Source organism: Leucobacter sp. cx-42, assembly GCF_014529985.1.
Lineage (GTDB): Bacteria > Actinomycetota > Actinomycetes > Actinomycetales > Microbacteriaceae > Leucobacter.
In genome coordinates this window covers 1-24,010 of the sequence record NZ_JACVMU010000006.1, presented here as the reverse complement: position 1 = coordinate 24,010, position 24,010 = coordinate 1, and the positions used below count along the sequence as shown (strand labels likewise).

Annotated in this window: 23 protein-coding genes; 16 read left to right on the top strand and 7 right to left on the bottom strand. The window is 62.2% G+C overall.

What is annotated here, in order from left to right; genetic code table 11:
* Positions 1-14: 14 nt before the first annotated feature.
* Entirely contained in the window at positions 15-1,322 is a 1,308-nt protein-coding gene (locus ICM05_RS06070) for a Dyp-type peroxidase (protein WP_188023699.1), read from the bottom strand.
* Positions 1,323-1,328: 6 nt separating this feature from the next.
* Positions 1,329-1,982, bottom strand: a complete 654-nt coding sequence (locus tag ICM05_RS06065; protein ID WP_188023698.1) for a copper resistance protein CopC — start codon at positions 1,980-1,982, stop codon at positions 1,329-1,331.
* 159 nt (positions 1,983-2,141) lie between these two features.
* Between ICM05_RS06065 and pheS the strand changes: the two genes are divergently transcribed.
* Positions 2,142-3,182, top strand: coding sequence for a phenylalanine--tRNA ligase subunit alpha (gene pheS / locus ICM05_RS06060; protein ID WP_188023697.1), 1,041 nt, complete (start codon positions 2,142-2,144; stop codon positions 3,180-3,182).
* Positions 3,182-5,758, top strand: a complete 2,577-nt coding sequence (gene pheT, locus ICM05_RS06055; protein WP_188023696.1) for a phenylalanine--tRNA ligase subunit beta — start codon at positions 3,182-3,184, stop codon at positions 5,756-5,758. Before pheS ends, pheT begins: the two co-directional genes overlap by 1 nt.
* Positions 5,759-5,818: 60 nt before the next feature.
* On the opposite strand, the gene ICM05_RS06050 is transcribed toward pheT, so the two are convergent.
* Entirely contained in the window at positions 5,819-6,775 is a 957-nt protein-coding gene (locus tag ICM05_RS06050) for a LysR family transcriptional regulator (protein ID WP_188023695.1), read from the bottom strand.
* Positions 6,776-6,907: 132 nt separating this feature from the next.
* On the opposite strand from ICM05_RS06050, the gene ICM05_RS06045 reads away from it, so the two are divergent.
* From ICM05_RS06045 to ICM05_RS05990, 12 genes are all read left to right on the top strand, one after another.
* Entirely contained in the window at positions 6,908-8,242 is a 1,335-nt protein-coding gene (locus ICM05_RS06045; protein ID WP_188023694.1) for an MFS transporter, read from the top strand.
* The gene (locus tag ICM05_RS06040; RefSeq protein WP_188023693.1) at positions 8,239-9,942 is read left to right on the top strand and encodes an FAD-dependent monooxygenase; all 1,704 of its coding nucleotides are present in this window, start codon (positions 8,239-8,241) and stop codon (positions 9,940-9,942) included. Before ICM05_RS06045 ends, ICM05_RS06040 begins: the two co-directional genes overlap by 4 nt.
* A 154-nt stretch (positions 9,943-10,096) precedes the next feature.
* Positions 10,097-10,837: an SDR family oxidoreductase gene (locus tag ICM05_RS06035; RefSeq protein ID WP_188023692.1), complete on the top strand. Its 741-nt coding sequence runs from the start codon at positions 10,097-10,099 to the stop codon at positions 10,835-10,837.
* A gap of 31 nt (positions 10,838-10,868) precedes the next feature.
* Positions 10,869-11,798, top strand: a complete 930-nt coding sequence (locus ICM05_RS06030; protein WP_188023691.1) for a VOC family protein — start codon at positions 10,869-10,871, stop codon at positions 11,796-11,798.
* A gap of 18 nt (positions 11,799-11,816) precedes the next feature.
* Positions 11,817-12,593, top strand: coding sequence for an enoyl-CoA hydratase-related protein (locus ICM05_RS06025; protein ID WP_188023690.1), 777 nt, complete (start codon positions 11,817-11,819; stop codon positions 12,591-12,593).
* A gap of 98 nt (positions 12,594-12,691) precedes the next feature.
* Positions 12,692-13,744 carry an N-acetyl-gamma-glutamyl-phosphate reductase gene (argC, locus tag ICM05_RS06020; protein ID WP_188023689.1) on the top strand — a complete coding sequence of 351 codons (1,053 nt, stop codon included), beginning with the start codon at positions 12,692-12,694 and terminating at the stop codon, positions 13,742-13,744.
* Positions 13,745-13,833: 89 nt separating this feature from the next.
* Positions 13,834-14,997, top strand: coding sequence for a bifunctional glutamate N-acetyltransferase/amino-acid acetyltransferase ArgJ (gene argJ, locus ICM05_RS06015; RefSeq protein ID WP_188023688.1), 1,164 nt, complete (start codon positions 13,834-13,836; stop codon positions 14,995-14,997).
* 9 nt (positions 14,998-15,006) lie between these two features.
* Positions 15,007-15,915: an acetylglutamate kinase gene (gene argB / locus ICM05_RS06010; protein ID WP_188023687.1), complete on the top strand. Its 909-nt coding sequence runs from the start codon at positions 15,007-15,009 to the stop codon at positions 15,913-15,915.
* Entirely contained in the window at positions 15,884-16,582 is a 699-nt protein-coding gene (locus tag ICM05_RS06005; protein ID WP_188023686.1) for a prepilin peptidase, read from the top strand. The genes argB and ICM05_RS06005 overlap by 32 nt, the downstream gene beginning before the upstream one ends.
* A gap of 37 nt (positions 16,583-16,619) precedes the next feature.
* Entirely contained in the window at positions 16,620-16,937 is a 318-nt protein-coding gene (gene fdxA, locus ICM05_RS06000; protein WP_188023685.1) for a ferredoxin, read from the top strand.
* A 283-nt stretch (positions 16,938-17,220) separates the two neighbouring features.
* On the top strand, positions 17,221-18,513 hold the full coding sequence (locus tag ICM05_RS05995; protein ID WP_188023684.1) for a citrate synthase: 1,293 nt from the start codon (positions 17,221-17,223) through the stop codon (positions 18,511-18,513).
* A gap of 173 nt (positions 18,514-18,686) precedes the next feature.
* Complete coding sequence (locus ICM05_RS05990; protein ID WP_188023683.1) at positions 18,687-18,857, top strand: DUF3117 domain-containing protein; 171 nt, start codon at positions 18,687-18,689, stop codon at positions 18,855-18,857.
* 84 nt (positions 18,858-18,941) lie between these two features.
* On the opposite strand, the gene ICM05_RS05985 is transcribed toward ICM05_RS05990, so the two are convergent.
* The gene (locus tag ICM05_RS05985; protein ID WP_188023682.1) at positions 18,942-19,574 is read right to left on the bottom strand and encodes an O-methyltransferase; all 633 of its coding nucleotides are present in this window, start codon (positions 19,572-19,574) and stop codon (positions 18,942-18,944) included.
* Between the two features lie 126 nt (positions 19,575-19,700).
* Here ICM05_RS05985 and ICM05_RS05980 point away from each other — a divergent pair, with 126 nt between their 5' ends.
* Entirely contained in the window at positions 19,701-20,057 is a 357-nt protein-coding gene (locus ICM05_RS05980; protein ID WP_188023681.1) for a twin-arginine translocase TatA/TatE family subunit, read from the top strand.
* A 29-nt stretch (positions 20,058-20,086) separates the two neighbouring features.
* Here the strand turns inward: ICM05_RS05980 and ICM05_RS05975 are convergent, their stop codons facing one another.
* From ICM05_RS05975 to ICM05_RS05965, 3 genes are read right to left on the bottom strand one after another with little or no spacing between them, the layout of a single operon-like run.
* Positions 20,087-21,256 carry a P-loop NTPase gene (locus ICM05_RS05975; protein WP_188023960.1) on the bottom strand — a complete coding sequence of 390 codons (1,170 nt, stop codon included), beginning with the start codon at positions 21,254-21,256 and terminating at the stop codon, positions 20,087-20,089.
* Between the two features lie 25 nt (positions 21,257-21,281).
* Positions 21,282-21,854: a DUF1003 domain-containing protein gene (locus ICM05_RS05970; RefSeq protein ID WP_188023680.1), complete on the bottom strand. Its 573-nt coding sequence runs from the start codon at positions 21,852-21,854 to the stop codon at positions 21,282-21,284.
* Entirely contained in the window at positions 21,854-23,140 is a 1,287-nt protein-coding gene (locus tag ICM05_RS05965; RefSeq protein WP_188023679.1) for a magnesium transporter MgtE N-terminal domain-containing protein, read from the bottom strand. Before ICM05_RS05965 ends, ICM05_RS05970 begins: the two co-directional genes overlap by 1 nt.
* Before the next feature lie 109 nt (positions 23,141-23,249).
* Here ICM05_RS05965 and ICM05_RS05960 point away from each other — a divergent pair, with 109 nt between their 5' ends.
* Positions 23,250-23,756 carry a general stress protein gene (locus ICM05_RS05960; protein ID WP_188023678.1) on the top strand — a complete coding sequence of 169 codons (507 nt, stop codon included), beginning with the start codon at positions 23,250-23,252 and terminating at the stop codon, positions 23,754-23,756.
* The last annotated feature ends 254 nt before the right edge of the window (positions 23,757-24,010 follow it).

Here is a 24,010-nt window from a genome sequence, read left to right as displayed (position 1 = left end):
TCTGTGCGAGTCCGTTAGGCGAACAGCGAGGCGCCGATGATGTCGCCGCTTTCGAAACCAGGGAGCATCGCGAACACGGCAGAGCCCGTGTGCGTCACCCACTCGTTGAGCATGTCAAGCTCGTCGAGGCGTTCCTGAATGGGAATGAACTGTTTGCGGGGGTCGCGCTGATAACAGACGAACACCAGACCAGCCTCGGTGCCCTCGTCGTAGTTGATCGCGCGGCGATAGATGCGCTCGTTCGGGTCCGTCGAATGCGCACGTCGTGAGTGCGCCGTGAGCGGGATTGCGGGAAGACCGAGTGCGTTCTTTGCGTCGAAGTCCATCGGGGTGGACTCGTCGCCGCCGGTGATCGGGCCACCGGTGTCGAGGGTGCGGCCAATGGTGTCCTCACGACCGGGGCGGTCGACCTGGTCCCAGGTGTCAAGCTCCATACGGATACGCCTGAACACCAGTGCAGACCCGTTCTTGAGCCACTGCTCGTTGGGGGCCTTGCCGTCGATCCAGACGAGGCCAGCGAAATCTTCTTCCTCGGGAGCGGGGTTAATGGTGCCGTCAACCTGGCCCATGAGGTTACGCATGGTCTTTCCTGGCGCCTCTGCACCACGTGCCTGGCGGAAGCCCTGCTGGAACCACGACAGCTCAGCAAAGCTCGCGAGATCGCGATGCATCATGCGTGCGGCATGAGAGATCGGCATTTGGCTGTCTGCCTGCAACACGATCAACAGGTCGCCACCGGTGTACGCGGGCGTCAGTTCGTCGAGCTTAAACGCGGGAAGCGGCGCGAGCCACTTCGGCACCTTCGTTGGATCGACACGCTTCACCAGCTCTGAGCCGACGCCGACTGTGATGGACAGCCGCGATGGGCGGCTCGCGAGCTCGGGTTCGGGATCGGCGAGCGGGCCAGCCCCAGACACGAGTCCCTCGATGTCGTCGGTGAGGATTCGTAGCATGCGCGAAATCGCATCTCGGTCGGTTCCCGGCTTCAGCGTGAACGAGAGATAGCGTGCGTGTGCCGCTGGGAGCGTCGTGATGCCAGCCTGGTGCGCGCCGTGGCAGGGGAGTGACTCGCCACCGTATCCGGGCTCGGTGCCTGCTGCGCCGAGCGACGGTTCGACCGTCGGCTCAGCGTATCCGTCATGCGCGTTCTGGGCGCGGATCGCGGCAACCGTCGCTGTGCCACCTGCTCCGAGGGCAAGCCCGACGCCTGCGCCAACCGCACTGCCGGTGATGAGGGCGCGGCGGCTGAAGTGGCCGTTCGTCTGCTTGGCGCGGTCCTTCGTGCCTGCCGACTGTGTGGCAGGATCCGTACTGTTGGTCATCGCGAGTTACTCGATGTCAGTGGTGTCTTCGTCAGTTGCCGCAGCCTGACGCTTTGCCTTCATCGCGAATGCCGCGACGCCACCGCCAATGACGAGGACGCCAGCGATTGCGATGCCGATCCACAGCCAAACCTTGCCGCCGTTCGTGCCGGCATCGTCTGCGGGCGCATCAGCGAGCTCTTCTGCGCCAGCGACGGAGGTGATGGTGCGGATCGCAGGGGGCTCAGTCGAACCCTCGACGACGTCGAACTCGAAGCCGCCCTCAATGCGGTGTCCGTCACTCGAGACCACGCTCCATACGGCCTGGTATACGCCCGGCTCAAGCGGTTGCAGCTGCTGCTTCACGTCAAAGCCATCAATGACTGCATCGCCATTGGTCACGGTTTCACCTGCGGCATTGGTGACGTTGACTATTGTTGCGCCGTCCATGATGTTGTTCGTGTAGCTCAACGTAATCGACGAAGCCTCGCCCGAGGCGCCAACGATGACCTCGGTATTTGCGAGCTCATCATGAGCGAGTGCGGGGGAGGTCGGCCCGATAAGCAGTGCAAAGAATGCAACCAGGCCAACAACCATCACGCGAAGCCATGACTTGGTCGCGTTGCGCTCGGAATTTCCGTCAAGCGTCTGAGTTGCGGCGAGATTGAAAGGGTTACCCACTGAAAGGCCTCCATCGTTGGTTCCATCGCGAGATGAAATGGTGTGTCCTAAGACGAAGCTTAGAGAAAGTCACTGGCTGGAAGCTGGATACGCCTCGGACTGTCGCTCACCGAAAGTCGCGCAGCCGGCTGTCACCCGGGCAAGGTAAGATTGACCACCGTGTCAGACATCAATCCGATCACCCAGGAAGCCGTCGATGCGGCTGTTGCAGATGCGCTCGCCGCGTTTGATGCAGCAGAGACCCTCGCCGAGCTGAAGACCGCCCGTACCGCGCACGTTGGTGACGCTTCTGCAATTGCAAAGTTGAACTCGCTCATGCGCGAGGTACCGAAGGAAGCAAAGGCCGAAACCGGCAAGATCATGGGCCAGGCCCGCGGTCGTGTCGAGGGCAGCTTTAAGGCGCGCGAAACCGCGCTTGCCGAGGCTGAGGCTGCAGCACGTCTCATTGCTGAGACTGTTGACGTTACCGAGGCGCCCGTCCGCCGCAAGGCCGGCTCGCGCCACCCGCTCGCGCAGCTGCAGGACGAAGCGTCCGACATCTTTATCGGCATGGGTTGGGAGATCGCAGAGGGCCCCGAACTCGAGCACGAGTGGTTCAACTTCGACGCGCTCGGCTTCGATCCCGACCACCCCGCACGCGCAATGCAGGACACGTTCTTCGTTGATCCCGCCGACCGCCACCTCCTGCTTCGCACCCACACGTCGCCGGTGCAGGTTCGTTCGCTCCTCGAGCGCGACCTTCCCTTGTACGTCGTGTGCCCGGGCCGCGTGTACCGCACCGACGAGCTCGACGCGACACACACCCCCGTGTTCCAGCAGATCGAGGGCCTCGCCATCGACAAGGGCCTGACGATGGCTCACCTGCGTGGCACGCTTGAGCACTTCGCGCGCCAGATGTTTGGCGAAGAGGCAAAGATCCGCCTCCGCCCGAACTTCTTCCCGTTCACCGAGCCGTCCGCTGAGATGGACGTGTGGCAGCCCAACGCAAAGGGCGGCGCACGCTGGGTAGAGTGGGGCGGCTGCGGCATGGTCGATCCCAAGGTACTGATGGCTGCTGGCCTCGACCCCGAGGAATACCAGGGCTTCGCCTTCGGTATGGGAATCGAGCGCACCCTGCAGTTCCGCAACGACCTTAATGACATGCGTGACATGGTCGAAGGCGATGTCCGTTTCAACCAGCAGTTCGGAGGACTGGTCTGATGCGTATCCCACTGAGCTGGCTCGGCGAGCTTGTCGCTCTCCCCGCTGACGTCACCCCTGAAACCGTGCACGCCGATCTCGTGCGTGTGGGGTTTGAAGAAGAGTCGATCCGCCGCTTTGAGGTGACCGGTCCGGTCGTCGTTGGTCAGGTCATCTCGCGCGAGCCCGAAGAGCACTCGAACGGCAAGACCGTGAACTGGTGCCAGGTGCGCGTTGCGCCCGAGGGCGAACTCGCAGCCGATGGCGGTGCCGACGTGCGCGGCATCGTCTGTGGCGCTCACAACTTTGTTGAGGGCGACAAGGTTATTGCCTGCCTCCCCGGTGCGGTACTGCCCGGCGGCTTCGCAATCGCTGCCCGCAAGACCTACGGTCATGTCTCTGACGGCATGATGGCCTCGGCGCGCGAGCTGTCGCTCGGCGACGAACACAACGGCATCATCGTGCTCAAAGACTACGATCTTGATCCCGAAGTTGGCACTGACGCGAAGGCGCTCCTCGGCATCGATGACACCGCCGTCGAGATCAACGTCACCCCCGACCGCGGCTACGCGTTCTCGGTTCGTGGCGTTGCACGCGAGTACTCGCACTCGACCGGCGCTGCGTTCACCGATCCCGCTTCGACCATCGAGGTCACGCCAGCATCGGGCTTCAACGTCACGATTGCTGACGAGGCTCCGATCCGCGGCAAGCAGGGTGCAACCGGCTTCGTGACCCGCGTCGTGCGCGGTATCGACGCAACGATCCCGACCCCGCCGTGGATGGTCGCGCGCCTGCAGCTCGCTGGCGTTCGCTCGCTGTCGCTGCCCGTTGACATCTCGAACTACGTCATGCTCGAGCTCGGTAACCCGCTGCACTCTTACGACCTCGCAAAGCTGCAGGGCGGCATCACCGTCCGTCGCGCGAAGGAAGGCGAGACCCTGGTCACGCTCGACGAGCAGACCCGCACGCTGCACCCCGAAGACCTCCTCATTACTGATGAGTCCGGCGTCATCGGTCTCGCAGGCGTGATGGGTGGCGAGTCGACCAAGACTGACGATTCGACGACCGACATCCTCGTTGAGGCTGCGACCTTCGACCCCGTTTCGATCGCGCGTACGTCACGCCGACACAAGCTGCCGAGCGAAGCGTCGAAGCGCTTCGAGCGTGGCGTGGACCCCCGCGTCGCACAGGCAGCAGCGCAGCGCATGGTTGATCTGCTTGTTGAGCTTGCTGGTGGTACCGCTGATGCACTCGGCACCGACATGGTTGCTCCGTGGGAGCCGACCGAGGTCGTTCTTCCGATCGCTCGGGTGAACGGTCTGCTCGGCACTGACTACACCGACGCTGAAGTTCGTTCGGCGATCGAACTCATCGGCTGCACCGTCGCCGACGGCGCAGCTGGCACGCTTGTCGTGACCGCTCCGAGCTGGCGTTCGGACCTTACCCGTCCCGCTGACCTGGTTGAAGAGGTTGCGCGCATCGTCGGGTACGATCGCATTCCCTCGGTGCTCCCGGTTGCTCCGGCTGGTCGCGGACTGACCCGCGCGCAGCGCCTGCGTCGCCGCGCCGCGAGCATCGTGACCGCTGCTGGCCTGGATGAGATCCAGAGCTACCCGTTCATGTCGCGTGAGCAGCTCAATGCGTTCGGTGCAGGTGCAGAAGAGGCGGCTGACGCTGCTACTGAGCCTGTCCACGCGATCCGCCTCGCAAACGCGCTCGACGCGAGCTCGCCGTTCATGCGCCGTTCGCTGCTTCCCGGTCTCGTGACCGCGGCGCAGCGCAACGTATCGCGCGGCCTGACCGATCTCGCACTCGTCGAGTTTGGTTCGGTGTTCGAGCCGCTCACTGGTAAGCCGCTCGGTACCGACTTCGTTCCGCCGCTCGCTGAGCGCCCGTCGGACGAGGTCCTTGCTGAGCTCAACGCATCGATCCCGAAGCAGCCTGTGCGCACCGCAGGCCTGCTGCTCGGCGATGCGTCGACGAAGCAGCCGGGTGAGGCAGCGCGTGAGTATGACTGGGCCGACGCTCTGGAGTACGCACGCACCGTTGCTTCGGCTGTGTCGATCGAGCTCGTTGTGCTCCAGGGCTCGCACCGTGCGTTCCACCCCGGTCGCACCGCGACGCTCGCAGTGCGCGTTGCGAACGATATCGATGGCGATGAAGGCGGCCTTGAGGTTGTTGGTGTTGCAGGCGAGCTCCTTCCCGAGCTTGTTGCTGCGAATCACCTTCCCGGTCGCGTTGCTGCGTTCGAGCTCGACCTCGAGCGCCTCATCGAATTGGCGCCGCGCGAGGCGACGACCTCGTCGCTGTCGGGCTACCCCGCAGCAACGCAGGACCTCACCCTCGTGGTTGCTGCTGACGTCCCCGCTGGCGATGTGCTGACGGTTGTGGTTGCTGGCGCAGGTGAGCTGCTCGAATCGGCTCACGTAGTCGACGACTACCGTGGCCAGGGCATTGATGCTGGCGAGAAGGCACTGACCTTCGCGCTCCGTTTCCGCGCTGAGGACCGCACGCTGAAGGCAGAAGAAGCGAGCGAGGCAAAGCTCGCTGGTGTTGCCGCTGCTGAGCTCGCATTTGGAGCGAAGCTGCGCGACTAATTCGCCTGCTGCTCAATGGGCCGGTGTGACAGCTGATGCTGTTACACCGGCCCATTGCGTTTAGGAGAGTTCGCCCATGTGGTGCTGCCAGGTATGGCGCGTCGCAGGTGGGTCGGGGCGGAACGCGCTGCTCGCGAAGTCGAGGAGTGCCTGCGTCTTTGCTGTTGGTCGGGCACCGTGCGCGAAGGCGAGCACGACGGAGTTGTCTGGAATGGGATCTGAGATCGCCCGGTACACGAGCGGGAGCCCGTCGTAGCTCGTATCACCGTACGGTCGCCCCATGATGATGGTGTACGCGAGGCCTCGTGCGACGAGCGAACGCAGTGTTTCGACATTGGCGCTTCGCCACTTGACTCGCGGCGTGAGTCCAGCCTGTTCGAGAATCGCCTCGACGTGATCGGTCGCTGGCCGCAACGACAGCAATGCGGCCGGTTCTTCTTCGAGGAGATGGAGCGGAATAGCATCGAGCTGCGCGAGGGGATGCGACGGGGCAAGCGCGATTTGGAGTCGCACGGGAGTGACAGGGAACGACCGAGCGCCGGGCAACACGTGGTTGTGATACAAAAGTGCGGCATCGATTTTTCCCGCAAGTAGCATGGCCTGGAGCTCTGCAGATCCGCCCTCGACGAGCTCAAGGTTCACCTGTGGGTGCGTGTCGCTGAAGTGCTCTGCGATCCGGGGGAATAGCCACGGTGAGAGCGTGGTGAATATCCCGAGCGTCAACGTGCCGGTGAGTTCACCGCGCATGGCGGCTGCGACATCTTGGATGCCGTGCAAGCCGTCAGTAACGGCACGTGCGAGCTCTGCGACGGTCTGCCCGGCCGAGGTGATTTCGACCCCTCGACCACGGGTTCGTAGGGTGAGTTGTACGCCCAGCTGCTCCTCGAGCTGGGTAATTGCCTGCGATACCCCGGCAGGTGACACATGCAGCCGGTCAGCGGCGGCGGTGAGTGAGCCAGTTTCTGCCGTTGCGCAAAAGCTTTCCAGCTGGCGGATCGTGATCTTCGAGGTGCCCATTTAACTAATACTAAACAATCTCTCAAGATTCTTATTCTTGTCTTGCTTGCTGGCTGACAGCAGGATTGAACCTCGTGCGGCATGCTTATGCTCGCGCGCCGAATTTTGGCCATACCCCACAGGAGTTCAACGATGAGCACCCCGTCCATCTCCGACGCTGCGTCAGCAGCGCCGACCCAATACGAGCAGGAATCGCTTCGTACGCCACAGATGCGTCGGATCCTTGCATCTAGCTTCCTTGGGAGCGCAATCGAGTTCTACGACTTCATGCTGTACGCGAGCGCGGCAGCGCTCGTGTTCGGTCCAGTCTTCTTCTCCCAGCTTGATCCCGCGCTCGCCGCAATCGCATCATTTGCGACGCTCGCTGCTGGCTATGTTGCACGCCCGCTCGGCGGCATCGTGTTCGGCCACTTTGGTGACCGCCTCGGCCGGAAGGGCGTCCTCGTCTTCACGATGGTGCTGATGGGCGTTGCCACGGCGCTCATTGGCCTGTTGCCAACCTACGATCAGATCGGTGTTGCTGCGCCGATGCTGCTCGTGACCCTGCGCATTATCCAGGGCTTCGCCGTCGGTGGTGAATGGGGTGGCGCAATGCTGATTGCCCTCGAGCAAGCGCCTGGTGGGAAGCGTGGCTTCGCTGCTGCGTTTGCAAACCTGGGCGCCCCCGCTGGTTCGGTGCTCTCCGCCGGCATTCTCGGCCTGTTCACCCTCATGCCACACGAGCAGTTCCTTGCCTGGGGTTGGCGCGTGCCGTTCCTCTTGAGCGTCGTGCTGGTTGCGATCGGCATGGTCGTGCGTTTGAAAGTGGTTGAAAGCCCGCTCTTCGTGAACTTCAATAATGAAGCCGAGAAGCGCAAGGTTCCCTTCATTGAGGTCTTCAAGAACTCGCCGTGGGTCCTGCTGCTTGGCACGCTCGTCGCGATGAGTCAGCTCACGATCTCCGGAATGGCGAGCGTGTGGGGGCTCGGCTTTGCGACTTCGCATGGCACTGATCCGACCTTTGCGCTCAACTCGAAGGTGGCGTCTGCCATCGCGATGTTCATCACCACGATTATTGCGGCGCGCTTGAGCGATCGCTACGGACGTCGTCCGGTCATCGCCGTCGGTATTGTCGCAGCTGCGGTGTTTGCGTTCCCGCTCATTCAGCTCGTCAGCATGGGTGAGAACTGGGCGTTTGCGGTCGCCGTGATCGTCGGACAGGGCATCCAGGGCATCATCCTTGGCCCATTGGCTGCGTTCCTTGCTGAGCTCTTCCCCACGGAAACGCGTTTCACCGGTGCGTCGATCGCGTTCCAGGGCGCTTCGGCGATCGGGGCTGGCTTCACCCCAATTATTGCGAGTTCGCTGATGGGATCTGGTGGCCCTGTGGTGCTCGGCGTCGTCTGGATTGCGGTGCTGCTCGTCTGCCTCGTCGCAGTGTTTATCTCTCCTGAAGGCTCAAAGCGGAATCTGGCGGAAGTCAAGTGAACTACGAATACGATGCAGAAGTCCTCGTTGTTGGTGGTGGCCCAGTAGGCCTACTCGCTGCGATGACGCTTGAGAGTCACGGCGCGACAGCGATCGTACTTGAACAGGACCCGTTCCTGCAGCCGCCGAATGTGAAGTGCAATCACGTTTCATCGCGGACGATGGAAGTCTTCCGCAGACACGGAATCGCCGACGACGTGCGGAGCGCCGGGTTGCCGGCTGAACACCCACAGGACGTAGCCTTTCGCACGTCGTTTGTTGGGCAGGAGTTTGGCAGGATCCGCATCCCCTCTGCCGAGGAACGGCGAAATGGCGGCGGATCGGGCCCAGACGTCTCGTGGGCGACCCCAGAACACCCGCACCGTGTGAACCAGACGTACCTTGAGCCAATTTTGGAGCGTCACGTCGCGTCCCGCGCCGGAATTGACCTCCGGAATGGTGTTCGCGTTGATGCCGTTTCGCAAGATGACTCCGGTGTCACTGCTGCGGTCACCGATGTGGTCACCGGCGCACAGTCAACGGTGCGAGCGAAATACTTGATTGGGGCTGATGGTGGGCGTTCGCTCGTGCGGAAGGCTATCGGCGCGAAGTTCAGCGGCGACCCTGTGCTCCAGCACGTGCAGTCGACGTGGATTCGATCCACGGCACTTGCGGCGGCGCGTGAGGCCATCCCTTCTTGGGGGACCTACGTGTACAACACGCGCCGAAACGGACACATCTATGCGATCAACGGTGTGGACGAGTTCCTAGTGCACACGTACCTCACCGCGGAAGAAGCTGAGCTTGGATCAGTGGATCGTCATCAAGCGCTCCGTGACATCCTCGGGGTAGACGTGCTTTTCCCGTATGCAGTGCTTTCAGAGGAAGACTGGGTTGCGCGCAGACTTGTCGCTGACAAGTTCCGTGACCGCCGGTTCTTTATCGCTGGTGACGCGGCACACCTGTGGGTGCCGATGGGTGGGTACGGCATGAACGCCGGAATCGCTGACGGTGTCAACCTCGCCTGGACGATTGCTGCGGTGCTCGACGGCTGGGCAGGCGAACACATGCTTGATGCTTATGCGGCTGAGCGGCAGCCGATTACCGAACAGGTGTCAAGGTTCGCAATGGGGCACCTGCAAAAACTCGATGCTGCCGATATGCCGGCGAACATCGAGTTGCCTGGGGAGGAGGCGGATCTCGCGCGTGCGCGATTTGGTGCGCTCGCGGAACAGCTGAACACCCAGCAATTTGCGGCTGCCGGTCTGAACTATGGGTACAGCTATCACGGCTCCCCAATTATTGTTGCCGATGGCGCAGCACCCGAGTACACGATGGGAACGTATACCCCGTCGACCGTGCCAGGGTGTCGCATGCCGCACGTCTGGCTGCGCGACGGCTCGTCTGCGTATGACGGACTGGGGAAGTGGTACACGTTGGTGAACGCTGCGGGGGACGCGGACGCTGGCGCTGCCTGGGCTGCAGCAGCCACGGCTGCTGGGTTGCCGACCGCATTCCTCGATCTCGCTGAACTCGAGCTGCCCGCTGCCTTCAGCACGGAGTATCTCATTGTGCGCGAGGACCAGCATGTGGCCTGGCGAGGTGACGAGCTGCCCGCGAACATCACTGCGTTTGTGCAGCGGCTTGGCGCTCGCCCTGATGCGACACAAATTGCTCGGGGAGCTGCGCCGACAGCGGCGCAGCCACGGCTCGCGGCGTAATCCGAGTACTGCACATGCCCCGGTTCGTTCTGCAAGGAGCGAGCCGGGGCATGTGTGTGTCTGCGAGGTGCACGAGGTGCAGAGAAAAGTATCCCTGGTGCCTGGGTTGACCTGGGCATATGGTTAGCGCACGGGCAAACCAAAGGAGGTGGGCATGCGTATTGCGGTGGTTGGGGGAACCGGGCTTATCGGTGCGCATGCGGTGCAGCTTGCTCGTGCGGCAGGGCACGACGTACTCGTGCTTGCGCGATCAACGGGATGCGACGTGTATGACGGTGCCGGCCTGGATCTGAGCGGCGTCGAAGCCGTCATCGACGTTGTAGATCCCGGGAATGAGTATGAGCGAGTGACGTTCTTCGAGCTCGCCTCGCGGCATTTGCAGTCTGCGGCACAGGCTGGCGGGGTGCGCCACTATGTTCTGCTCTCGACGATCGGTGCCGCGGCGCATCCGTACGGGCGCTTCGCGGGAAAGGCGGTCCAAGAGCACTGCCTCGCGGAAGGGAAGATCCCGTGGACCATTCTGCCGACCGCACCCTCTTACGAATTCGCGGAGCAGCATGGGAAAACCATAGGTGGATGGGTGTTCGTGCCCCAGGTGCTCGCGCAGCCGCTTCCGGCGAGAGCAATCGCCGAACGACTGCTGTGGGCAGCAGAGAGTGTGCCAGTCGGATACGCCAGGGAGTTTTCTGGACCGGATCGATTGCGACTCGCCGAAATCACTCGAATGGTCTTTCAAGCGCGCGAGGATCCGCGCCCAGTGATTGAGCTGCCGTACTGGGGCCGATACGGAAAATCCTTGCGTGACGGCACGTTATTGCCGCAAGAAAACGCAGAAATTGGTACGGTGGGCTATGTAAATTGGCTCGCTGAATACTCACAATTGCACCGGCATTGATGCTCCATTAGAGAAAGTAACACTGAGTCTTATGACGCAACAGATTGTTCCCAAAATTTGGTGTGACGGGAACGCCGAGGAGATGGCTTCCTTCTACGAGAGTGCCTTCCGAGGGTCAGGCCGTGAGATCCACATTGCAGTGGACGGACGATACCCCGAGACCGGCCTGGCTGACTTCCAACAGGCGTTCGCAGGCAAAGCGTTGTCGGTGACGATGACGATTGAGGGATATCGCATCGGCCTCATTAATGGCGGCCCAGAATTTGCTCCCAACGCATCGGTGTCGTTTGCGTTGAACTTCGACGCAGCAATCATCAGCGGTGGCGCAACCTGCGCCCGCGAAACGCTCGACCTGCTGTGGGATGCGCTGCTCGTGGGTGGTACTGAGGTTATTCCGCTGGGGGAGTCCCCGCTTTCTGACAAATACGGCTGGGTACGTGACCGATTTGGCGTGCACTGGCAGCTGGTCCTCGCGAGCCCGAATCGTTCACCACGGCCGTTCGTGTTGCCGGCATTGACCTTTGCCTGCGCAGCGCAGAACCGCGCATCAGAGGCGCTTGCGTTGTACACAAGCGTGTTTGAAAAACTTCCCGGCGGAGCTGGCGTGACGCATACGCAGACCTACGGTGCGCAGGTGGGGCGGGCCACTGCCGATGCGCTCATCTTTGGTGAGTTCCACCTCGGCGACGACTGGTTTATTGCGATCGATAACCCGCTAGACGAGGAGCACTGCTTCTCCTGCGGTGTCTCCTTTGAGGTGCAGTGTGCTGACCAGGATGAAATCGATCTGGTGTGGGACGCATTATCTGCATCGCCTGAAGCAGAACAGTGTGGCTGGCTCGCAGACGAATTCGGCGTGAGCTGGCAGGTGGTTCCGAAAAATATGGGTGAGCTTATGGCGCGACCGAATGCGTTCGCGCACATGATGGGCATGAAGAAACTCGTCATCAACGACTTCTAAGCCGGTAACGTGTGGGGCATGACTGACTACACGCGTATTCTCACTGCCGCGAACAACCGTGTCGCAACGATCACTCTGAACCGACCCGAGGCGTTAAACGCGCTCGACTCAACGCTCGTGCGTGAGCTGATTGACGCAGCGACGACGTTCGATGCTGACCCGGAAATCGGCGCAATCGTGATCACCGGGTCTGCGAAGGCGTTTGCTGCAGGCGCAGACATCAAAGAGATGACCGAGCAGGGTTACGTTGAGATGTATTTGCGCGCGCCCTTCCCGGGCTGGGCGCCGTTTGAACAGATCCGCACCCCGCTCATCGCGGCAGTATCTGGCTTCGCGCTCGGTGGCGGCTGCGAGCTTGCGATGATGTGCGACATCATCCTTGCTGCTGACTCGGCTCGCTTCGGCCAGCCCGAAATCAACCTCGGCATCATTCCCGGCTTTGGCGGATCGCAGCGTCTGCCGCGCGCGATCGGCAAGTACAAGGCCGCTGAACTCGTATTGACTGGGCGACATATGCGGGCTGACGAGGCCGAACGGAGTGGCCTGGTGTCGCGCGTGGTGCCGCAGGATGAGCTGCTCGAGGAAGCGCAGAAGCTTGCCGAGACGATCGCGTCAAAGTCGCTGCCAGCGGTCTATGCCGCGAAAGAGGCGCTGCAGGTCGCGCAGGAGTCTTCGCTCACAGAAGGCCTGCGGTTCGAGCGCTTGGCCTTTGCTGCGCAGTTCGCGACGGCTGACCAGAAGGAAGGCATGCGTGCCTTCAGCGAGAAGCGCCAGCCGAACTTTTCACACGAGTAACTGATGCATAAAGTTCAGTCTGTTGCGGCAGAAATCGAAGGATTTGCTGTGAAGTGCGAGAATAGAGAGCATCGGTGTGCAGAGATGAAGGAGCGTCGATGACTTTCAGTGTGGCAGTAGCTGGTGCGAGTGGCTACGCCGGGGGTGAGCTGTTGCGTCTGCTCGCAGGCCATCCCGAGTTCGAGATTCGTACAGTGACCGGGCATTCCTCGGCGGGACGTCCGCTGATCGAATCGCAGCCGCACCTACGCTCACTGGCGCATCTCACGCTCCGAGAGACCACTCCAGAGGTGCTCGACGGCCACGACATCGTCTTCTTCGCGCTGCCGCACGGTGCGTCGGGTGCACTCACTGCGCAGCTCACGAACGTTCGCCTCGCGGTCGATTGTGGCGCGGATCACCGCCTGGCTGACCCCGCTGATTGGGAAGCGTTTTACGGTGGCGAGTACCACGATGCGTGGACCTATGGTGTGCCGGAGCTCCTCATCGACGGGGGTGCTCGCCGGCAGCGTGAGGCGCTCGTTGGCGCAACTCGTATTGCGGCTCCCGGCTGCAACGCTTCGACGGTCGGGCTTTCACTCGCGCCTGGCATTGCTGCCGGCGTCATTCAAGCTGACGATATCGTCACCGTGCTTGCGGTTGGCCCCTCTGGCGCAGGCAAGGCTGCGAAGACCCACCTGCTGGGGGCAGAGCTCATGGGCACCGCGAACCCGTATGCGGTCGGTGGTACCCACCGCCACATCCCAGAGATCAAGCAGTCCCTGCGTCGGGCTGGTGCGACGATCGAGCCGACACTGAGCTTCACCCCGGTGCTGGTGCCGATGGCACGTGGCATTCTCGCAACGACGACCGCGAAGCTCACGCCAGGCACCAGCGCTGCTGAGGTGCGCGCGGCGTGGGAATCGGCATACGCTGACGAAGCGTTCGTGCACCTGTTGCCAGAGGGCGTATTTCCGCGCACCGCAGATACCCTCGGCGCAAACACCTGCCTGATGGGCATCGCAATTGATGAGGCGGCACACCGCGTCGTCATCGTTGCGGCACTTGATAACTTGGCCAAGGGCACCGCAGGCGCGGCTATTCAGTCCGCCAACATTGCGCTTGGGCTCGCTGAGGACACCGGTCTCTCAGTGAACGGGCTGGCCCCCTAAGCGCGAGTCACTCTCACTCACGTCAGAACAGCGCCCGTGTAGCCGCGGGCTGATCGCGTCGGTATGCCGACGCATGAAAAGGAGTAGCGATGAGCGTCACCGCACCCCAGGGGTTCCGATCTGCGGGCATCGCAGTCGGCCTCAAGTCCACAGGCAAGCCTGACCTTGCTCTCGTCGTCAATGACGGCCCGAAGCCAGAGTCGGCTGTGGTCTTTACGACGAACCGAGCACAGGCAAACCCCATTCTGTGGAGCCGCAAGGTGATCCAGAACGGTCCCGCACGTGCGGTTGTGCTGAATTCAGGTGGCGCGAACTGCTTCACCGGCGACTTTGGCTATGAGACGACGAAGCTCACTGCAGAGGCTGTTGCCTCGGCGCTCGACGGCGAAGCTGGCGACGCAGAGAATATCCTCGTTTGCTCGACCGGCCTGATTGGCGCTGGCGACCAGACGTTCCGTGACAAGATCGTGCTGAACATCCCGGCGCTTGTTGAGCAGCTCGCGGCAGATGACACCACTGCACCCGCAGCGATCCTGACGACCGACTCGGTAGAGAAGGTTGCCACCCACACGGGCGCTGGCTGGACCATTGGCGCGATGGCAAAGGGTGCTGGCATGCTGGCTCCTGGCCTCGCGACCATGCTCGTGGTCATCACCACTGACGCGGTCCTCGAAGAAGAAGTACTTGATCGTGCGCTTCGTGCGGCAACCAAGGTGAGCTTCGACCGCCTGGACTCTGACGGCTGCATGTCAACCAACGACCAGGTGACGCTCCTGTCGTCGGGTGCCTCTGCTGTCACCCCTGACGAAGCTGAGTTCACTGCGGCACTCATCGCGATCTGCGATAGCCTCGCGGCGCAGCTCCAGCGCGATGCTGAGGGTGCAACCCACAACATTGATATTGAGGTTCTCGGCGCAGCAACCGAAGAAGACGCCGTTGAGGTTGGCCGTGCGCTGGCACGAAACAACCTGTTCAAGGCTGCGATCTTCGGCAACGACCCGAACTGGGGTCGCGTACTCGCCGCGATCGGCACCACCGAGGCTGCATTCGACCCGTACCAGGTCGACGTGAGCTTTAACGGAATCCGCCTCTGCCACGCGGGTGCTCCTGATCGTCCCGTCACCGACTGCGACCTGACCCCGCGTCAGACCCATGTGCGCATCGAGCTGTTCGCGGGTGACGCGCAGGCGCTGATCCGCACCAACGATCTCACGCACGACTACGTGCACGAGAACAGCGCGTACTCGAGCTAGGACGAAGGATTGGCTACGACTACGAAGGAAGCGCTCGACCACGCGCAGGCTTCAGCGAAGGCGCAGGTACTCATTGAGTCACTGCCGTGGCTGAAGAAGTTCCGGGACACGATCATGGTCATCAAGTTTGGCGGCAACGCCATGGTTGATGAGGAGCTGCTTGCAGCGTTTGCGGAAGACATTGTCTACCTGCACCACGCGGGCATTCGCCCGGTCGTTGTGCACGGCGGCGGCCCCCAGATCAACCGCATGCTTGCGCGCCTGGGCATTGAGAGCGAGTTCCGCGGTGGATACCGTGTGACGACCCCTGAAACCATGGATGTCGTGCGCATGGTGCTCACCGGCAAGGTGAACCCGGAGCTCATCGAATCGATCAACGCGCACGGTCCCTTCGCGTCGGGAACGACAGGCGAAGACGGTGGTCTGTTTATCGGCAAGCGTCGTCCTCCGATTGAGGTTGATGGCGAGTCCGTCGACCTTGGCCGCGTTGGTGACATTGTTGGCGTGCGCACGGAGCCGATCCTTGCGCTGCTTGAAGCCGGCATGATTCCGGTGGTCTCCTCGATCGCGCCGGATGCAGACCACCCAGGCGAGTCACTCAACGTCAACGCAGATGCTGCGGCTTCGGCCCTCGCGTCGGCGCTCGAGGCTGAAAAGCTCGTCATCCTCACGGATGTTGCCGGCCTCTATGCGAACTGGCCAGACAAGAGCTCGCTCGTCTCCACGATCAGCATCTCTGATCTCGAGAAGATGCTGCCCTCGCTGGAATCGGGAATGATCCCCAAGATGCGTGCCTGCCTCGATGCGGTTCGCGGCGGGGTATCAAAGGCCGCAATCATCGACGGTCGAGAGCCGCACTCGGTGCTGCTTGAGATTTTCACCGAGCATGGCATCGGTACAGAGGTTGTCCCCGACTAAGACGACCGGAACGCCGGCGGAGAAGCGCACAGCTTACTCCGCCGGCGTTCTTGTTCTTGCCCTCTGCGGGGGAGCGCTCGCCGCAACGCTGTACCTCTTGCTCGGTCGCGAGCACAGTGACACCGGTGGCATCGGTGCGATGCCGATCCGCACCCTGTGTGTCCCCACCGTGGCAGTCGGTGTCCTTGCGGTCGTGAGTGTGTTGATCTCGGCGTGCGATCGTGCGTCCCTCCGCATTCCGAACTGGCTGCTTGCCTGCGCCGCGTGCACCGTGCTGTTCGCGGCTGGTGCGGCCAAGAGCGTGGCTGGGATGGGTGGGGGCGGATCCGCGCCCCTGTTCGAACGGCTCAGCGCAGTGGGCCTGCCCTGCCTGCTGCTCGTTGCCGTGTGGTGGGTGGTTCCGGCGGGAATTGGGGCTGGCGATGTGAAGCTCGGAGCAGTCGCCGCTGCGGCCCTGGTTGGGTTTGGTGAAGCGCCATGGCTGCGAGCTGGGGTGCTCCTGTGCTGCTTTGCCTGTGCGCTCGCGCTGCAGAATCTTCACCGAAGGCGGATTCGGGCGCAGATAACTGCGGCGGGACCGTGGCTGGTCTGTGCGGCATGGGTGGCAGCGTTGCTCATGTCACCTGGACTTGGCGCGCTCGCAGCTACTGGCTCCGTGACCGGATAGGATAGAAGCATTGTTTGACGAGTGAAAGGCGTGGATCATGACCTATGTGATCGCTCTTCCCTGCGTGGACGTGAAAGATCGCGCCTGCGTCGACGAGTGCCCCGTTGACTGCATTTACGAGGGTGAACGCTCGCTCTACATCCATCCGGATGAGTGCGTTGACTGCGGAGCCTGCGAACCCGTATGCCCCGTCGAGGCTATCTACTATGAAGATGACCTGCCGGGTGAATGGTCTGATTACTACCGTGCGAACGTCGAATTCTTCGATGAAATTGGTTCGCCAGGTGGAGCAGCGAAGGTTGGCATGTACAACTTCGACCATCCCGTGGTGGCGGCGCTTCCGCCTCAGGGCTAAAAGCCGCACGAGATGCATCGGCCGCTGTTTCTTCGGAAGAAACAGCGGCTTTTGTGTGTTTGCACCTTAGAAGCTTCGGAAGCCAGTAGTCTGAACATGTTGCATAACGGCACAATCTCGTTGTGTGCATTGCGTCGCATTTCGCTCGACATCAAGATAGTCTGGGTGTAGGGGCGTAACGAATCTACGGCCTGGCCGTGGACTCCCATAGGAGCCGATAGGCTGAAAGCAATGGCAGTGTTAAACAGACGCTCGCCAGCATGAGATCTCACGAGGAGATGACATGACCGACTCGACACAGAGCCCCAATACAGCGAAGCTGATCCTGCCCGAGGGTTCGGCAGAATTTCCGATTCTCTCAGCAGTGGACGGCAATTCGGCAATTGATCTGAGCACGCTGACGCGACAGAGCGGCTACACCGCGCTCGATTATGGTTTCGTGAACACCGCATCGACGAAGTCGTCGATCACCTACATCGATGGCGATGAGGGCGTTCTCCGTTACCGGGGCTACCCAATCGAAGAGCTCGCAAAGGGATCAACCTTCCTGGAGGTTGCATACCTGCTGATCTACGGTGAGCTGCCGACCCCGGACCAGCTTGCTGAGTTCGATAGCGAGATCCGTCGCCACACACTTCTGCACGAAGACATGGCGTACTACTTCGAAGCAGTGCCGCACACGGCGCACCCGATGGCGATGCTCTCTGGCGGCCTGCAGACGATGTCGACCTACTACGAGAACTCGTTGGATACTTCGGTGCCCGAGTTCGTTGAGGTCAATACGATTCGCCTGCTTGCGAAGCTTCCCGTGCTTGCGGCATACGCGCACAAGAAGTCAATCGGTCAGGCAACGCTGTACCCGAAGAACAGCCTGGGCTTCGTTGAGAACTTCCTGCGTCTCAACTTCGGCAACAAGGCTGAGGACTACATCATGAACCCGGTGCTCGTCGACGCGCTCGACAAGCTCCTGATTCTGCACGCAGACCACGAGCAGAACGCGTCGACGTCGACGGTGCGTCTCGTCGGCTCGACCGGTGCGAACCTCTTCTCGTCGGTCTCGGCCGGTATCAACGCGCTCTCGGGCCCCCTCCACGGCGGTGCGAACGAGGCAGTGCTCGACATGCTCGCGCAGATCCGCGATTCCGGTCAGAGCGTCCAGGCGTTCGTTGAGAAGGTCAAGCGCAAGGAAGACGGCGTGAAGCTCATGGGCTTCGGTCACCGCGTCTACAAGAACTACGATCCGCGTGCGCGTATCGTCAAGGACAGCGCGGCCAAGGTGCTCGAGGAGCTCGGGGTCAATGACCCGCTGCTCGCACTCGCACAGGAGCTTGAGCAGATCGCGCTCGAAGACGACTACTTCAAGGAGCGCAAGCTCTACCCGAACGTCGACTTCTACACCGGCGTCATTTACAAGGCGATGGGCTTCCCGACACGCATGTTCACCGTGCTGTTCGCGATTGGCCGACTTCCGGGCTGGATTGCACAGTGGCGCGAGGCGCGGACCGATCCGCAGACCAAGATCGGTCGCCCGCAGCAGTTGTACACGGGGGCGGCAGAACGACATCTGAACCGCTAACACGGTCAATATTTGGGGCGAGGCGCACTTGCGCTTCGCCCCTGCTTTGTGCCCATTCCCCAGAACTGGCCAAGAAAGCGCCTCGATTCTCGAATATGACGCTCCGATTTCGTGCGTCTGGTGTTTCCGGGGGATAATGGGTGTTGGAAGTATCTAGCTTGCAAGGAGGCGTCATGGCGGCAATGAAACCGAGGACCGGAGACGGGCCCATGGAAGCGGTTCGTGAGAGCCGGGTGATCGTGGTTCGCGTGCCTCTCGAAGGCGGCGGTCGACTCGTCGTTTCGGTCAATGATGAAGAAGCAGCTGAGCTGCGTAATGTTCTCGCAGGTGTGCTCGACGGCTGAGTGCTCCGCGTAGTAATCAAAGAACCCCATCTCGGTTGAGATGGGGTTCTTTGTATGTCTGGGGTGCGCGCGGGCGCTCTGACGCTATGCGGCGAGCTTCACGACGGTGAGGAGGCCGCCGCCCGAGGCTGACAGCGACGCAGCAGTTGCGGGCGACTCTGCGACGACCGCGAGGAGGTCGCGGAGTGACTGGGTCTGTGAGTCGCGGACAGCCGGGTCTGCGACCTGACCGTGTGCGAGCGCATTCGGGATGATGATGGTGCCACCCTGGCGGACGATGCCGAGGGCGTACTCGAAGAGCTCCAGGAGAATCTCTGGCTCAGCATCGAGCAGGACGATGTCATAGGAGCTGAGGTTCAAGCGCGGCATGATGTGGAGCGCATCGCCCTCGACGAAGCGCACCCGCGATGAGGGGATACCCGCCTCAGTGAAGATGGGGCGCGCCTCACGCACGTACTCTGACTCCCGTTCGATGGTCGTCAACGTGGCGTTCGGAGCGTGACGCAGCAGCGCAAGACCGCTGACACCGAGGCCAGTACCGATTTCGCAGATGGTGCGTGCGTTCGACACCGCAGCGAGGAGCGAGAGCTCCGATGCGACAGACGGTGAGACGGGCTCGACGCCGTGCTCGGTGGAAAGGCGGCGTGCACGCACGAGCGAGTCGGGCTCGTTCGGGTACTGTTCGACGAACTGCCAGTTACGTTCGACCTTGCTCACTTTGCCTCCAATATCGCGACTCAACACGCGTACTTCCTAAGCGTAGAGGTTCGGCGCGCTGCACTGAGGCTATACACGCGCGTCATCGTGAGGTTTCCCAGGGCAGTGCGATGTACGATAACGGGTATGGGCCTGACTTTCGACAAGATCTTGGTGATTCTCGTGATCGCGATGATCATCGTTGGACCTACCCGCCTCCCCGAATACGCCAAGAAGCTTGGTGAATTCGTGAAGATGATCAAGGGCATGGCCGACGGCGCAAAGGGTCGACTCAAAGACGAGATGGGCCCAGAATACGAAAACGTCGACTGGAAGCAGCTTGATCCGCGCCAGTACGATCCGCGCCGCATCATCCGCGATGCGCTGACTGAGGACGAGCGTGAGGCGCGCCTTGCTGAGCGGCGAGAACGCCTCGACAACGCCCGCAAGGAGCGCGAGGCAAAGCTCTCGGGCATGATGCGCTACGACGACGAGGCGACCTAAGCGACCTCGGCCACTCCGTACCCACAGTGTTAGCTGAGGCTGATGCCGAGGGATCGGCCAGCGAGGCCGCGACCGAGGCCGATGATGCGGTCTGCGACGCGCAGTACCTCGGCGCCAGCCGGATCCGCCCCCGCAATCAGGGACTGCGGTGTGCCAGTGTCCCCGGCCGCACGGAAGTCCGGGCTCAGCGGCACGCTGCCAAGGAGCGGAACCGTGCCGTGTTCGTCGTCTGAGAGGCGTTCTGCGACGGCCTTGCCGCCACCCGAACCAAACAGGTCAAGGACAGTGCCATCGGGCTGCACCAGGCCGGCCATGTTTTCGATGACGCCGATGACTTTCTGACCGGTCTGGCGGGCGACGAGGGCGCTGCGCACGGCGACGTCGGCCGCAGCCTCCTGCGGGGTCGTGATGACGAGCACCTCGGCCTGGGGGAGCAGCTGTCCGACACTGATCGCGACGTCACCCGTTCCTGGCGGTAGGTCGAGGAGCAGCACGTCGAGGTCGCCGAACCAGACGTCGCGCAAGAACTGCTCAATCGTGCGGTGCAGCATGGGGCCGCGCCAAGATACGGCAGTATTGCGCGGATCGGCATCGCCCAAGAACATGCCGATTGAGATCGCCTGCACACCGTCGACGGACGGTGGGATGATCATTTCGCCAACGCGGGTCGGCTGTTCGACCTGGCCGTCGCGGCTGAGACCGAGCACGCTCGGAATCGAGAAGCCAAAGATGTCGGCGTCGATCACGCCAACGGAGAGCCCACGCTTCGCGAACGCCATTGCCAACGCAGAGGTGAGCGAAGACTTGCCGACGCCGCCCTTGCCGCTCGTCACGGCGATGACACGCGTGAGCGAGTCTGGACCGAACTGGCGGGGACGCGATCCGCGCACGCGTTCGACGAACGCCTGACGCTCGCTCGGCGTCATCACGCCGACTGCGACGTCGCCGGAGGCGATGCCTGCGACCGACTCGATCGCGCTGTGCACATCGGCCTCGATCTGGCGAGCCGCCGGGCAGCCAGCGATCGTGAGCTGGATGCTCACAGCGGCGCGCTGGGCACCGGTCTCGTCAGAGCTGACCGTGACCTCGCGCACCATGCCGAGCTCAGTGAGCGGACGACGAATGTCGGGGTCTTGCACGCGGTCAAGCGCGGTCCACAGGGTGAGTTCGAGTGCGGACGCTGTGTCGCGACCTGGCATCGTGTGCTCTGCGGTCATTGCGCGCTTAATCCTCCTGGGTGCGGGGCGGGGCGTTGCCTGCTGGCGTGGCCGGGTCTGCTGGTGCGGCTGACGCTGCCGATTCGGGCTCTGATTCTTCTTCGAGCTCCTCCAGAAGAGAACGCAGCTCCTGGCGAATGAATTCCCGGTCGGGAAGATCTTTCATCATGATGCGCAGCGAGACGACCTCGCGCGCAAGGAACTCGATGTCTGCGACGTTACGTTCGGCACGCTGACGGTCTTGCTCAATCTGCACGCGGTCGCGGTCATCTTGACGGTTCTGCGCGAGCAGAATCATCGGCGCCGCGTACGATGCCTGCAGCGACAGGATGAGTGTGAGGGCGGTGAAGCCGAGCGCTGCCGAGTCAAAACGGAGGTGCTGCGGGCCCCAGGTGTTCCACGCGAGCCACGCGAGACAGAAGGCCGTCAGAATGAGCAGGAACCACGGGGTGCCCATGCCGCGCGCGATGCTCTCGGTCCAGCGACCAAAGCGTTCGTTGCCGCCGGTGCGAGTCTCTTGCGGTCCACGCATGCCCGAGGCACGCGGTGCGTCGAGTGACGCGTTCTTGCCCCAGCGCATCACGCCCCCATTCCAGTTCTGTGAGCGGTTGGGGTGGCGTTGCCTGTCTCGTCATCGTCGCCAGCGTGGCGCCAATCGTCTGGCAGGAGATGGTCGAGCACGTCATCGACGGTGACAACGCCGACGAGGCGCTGCTGATCGTCAACGACGGGGATCGCCACGAGATCGTAGCTCGCGAGCTGACGCGCGACCTCTGCCGCATCGGCGTCAACGTGCACCGGCTCGATCTCGCTATCGAGCAGTGCCGACAGGCGCTCGTGCGGCGGGAAACGCAGCATGCGCTGGAAGTGTGCAATGCCGAGAAACTCGCCGGTGGGAGTCTCAAACGGCGGATGGGTGACATAGACCGCGGACGCCATCGCCGGTGAGATCTCAGCGCGGCGGATCATCGCGAGGCCCTCCGCAATGCTTGCCTCGCCAGACAGAATGATCGCGGACGGGCTCATGAGGCCACCCGCGGTGTCTGGTGCATAGCCGAGGAGCTTACGGACCTCTGCCTCTTCCTCATCTTCCATGAGGTCGAGCAACTCTTCACGCTTGGCATCTGGCAGCGCTGACACGAGGTCGGCGGCGTCATCAGGCTCCATGTGATCGAGTACATCGGCCGCACGCTTTTCAGGGATGTGGGCGAGCAGCGACAGCTGATCCGCCTCAGTCATCTCCTCGAGCGCGTCGGCAACGCGATCATCTGACATCTCGGCCATGACCTCGGTCATGCGTTCGAACGGCAGCTCAAGCAGCTGCTCTGCGAGGTCGGCAGGCTTGAGGTCGAGGAAGGTCTGAATTAGACGCTCAGCCGACTGCGCCTCTGACTTCTCTTGCGGCAGACGCATGTCGGTCCACGCGACGATGCGCGATTCGGGGCGGCTGAACGCGCGCACCTCGGCGCGCAGCACGTGCACGAAGACCTCTGACAGCACCCATTCTCCGGAACGCGTACGTTCAATCGCGGCGTCTTCAATACGCACACGGGTTGAATCAGCAAGCTGCGCTGGGAGGCCGATGAGCTGCGCCAGGACGCGGATCTCGCCACTTCGCTGCTCGAAGCGGCGAATGTTGATGAGGCCAGTGGTGATGACCTGACCTGAGCCAATCGAGGTCACACGACTGATCGGGACGAAGACGCGACGCTTGCCGGGAATCTCAACAATGAGACCGACAACGCGCGGCTGAGACTGGTGTCGGTACACGACGAGCACGTCGCGTACCTTTCCGATGCGATCACCGGCAGGGTCAAAAACACCCCGCCCCGCAAGGCGGCCGACAAAGACCCTCGAATTGCTCACACCCCTACGCTACCGTCTACCGCTGACAATCGTGCACGTCGAGAGCCGTACGTTCGCAACGCTAAGGAAAACACTGGGTTCTGCGCAGCCTGAGCCGTACAATCAGGGTATGAGTTTCACAGGTCAGCCCGGAGCGCCTCGCACGCCACTGTCACTTGAGTTGCCGACAGGCGACATCATCTCGACGTACGATCGCTACGAAGATGCTCGTACCGCGGTCGACACCCTCGCAAAGAGTGGGTTCCCTGTCCGCGAGGTCAGCATCGTCGGTAACCACGTGCGTAGCGTTGAGCGCATCACCGGCAAGCTCACCTACGGCCGCGTCGCTCTCATGGGTGCGCTGTCTGGCGCGTACCTCGGTTTGTTCCTTGGCGTGCTGCTGTTCCTGTTCCAGCCTGACAACACGGGCATTCTCGGCGTCTTCATCGCCGCACTCGTGATTGGCGCCGGCTTCGGCATGCTGTTCAGTGTGGTCTCGTACTCGATGACGCGCAACCGCCGCGGCTTCTCGTCGGTGACGCAGATGATCGCCGTGCGGTACGAGCTGTACACCTCGCCCGAACTCGTGCACGACGCGCGTCGCGTGCTGATGGGTGAGGTTCCGCCGGCCCAGTAGTGTGAGCCTGGCATAGGGCTGGCATGGCGCTGGCATGGCGCTGGCATGGCGCTGGCCATTGGCCTCGGCCAACCCCGCAAGAAGGGCCCTTTCTCTCGAGAAAGGGCCCTTCTTGCGTAGGCAAGGGGGCGGTCTCAGACGGTGAGTGCAACACCTGCGAGATACTCACTCAGTGTCTCAGCAGGTGTTGCAAACTCCAAAGTCTGCCGAGGGCGACGATTGAGCTGGTTCTGCATAAACAGAATCTCAGCCTC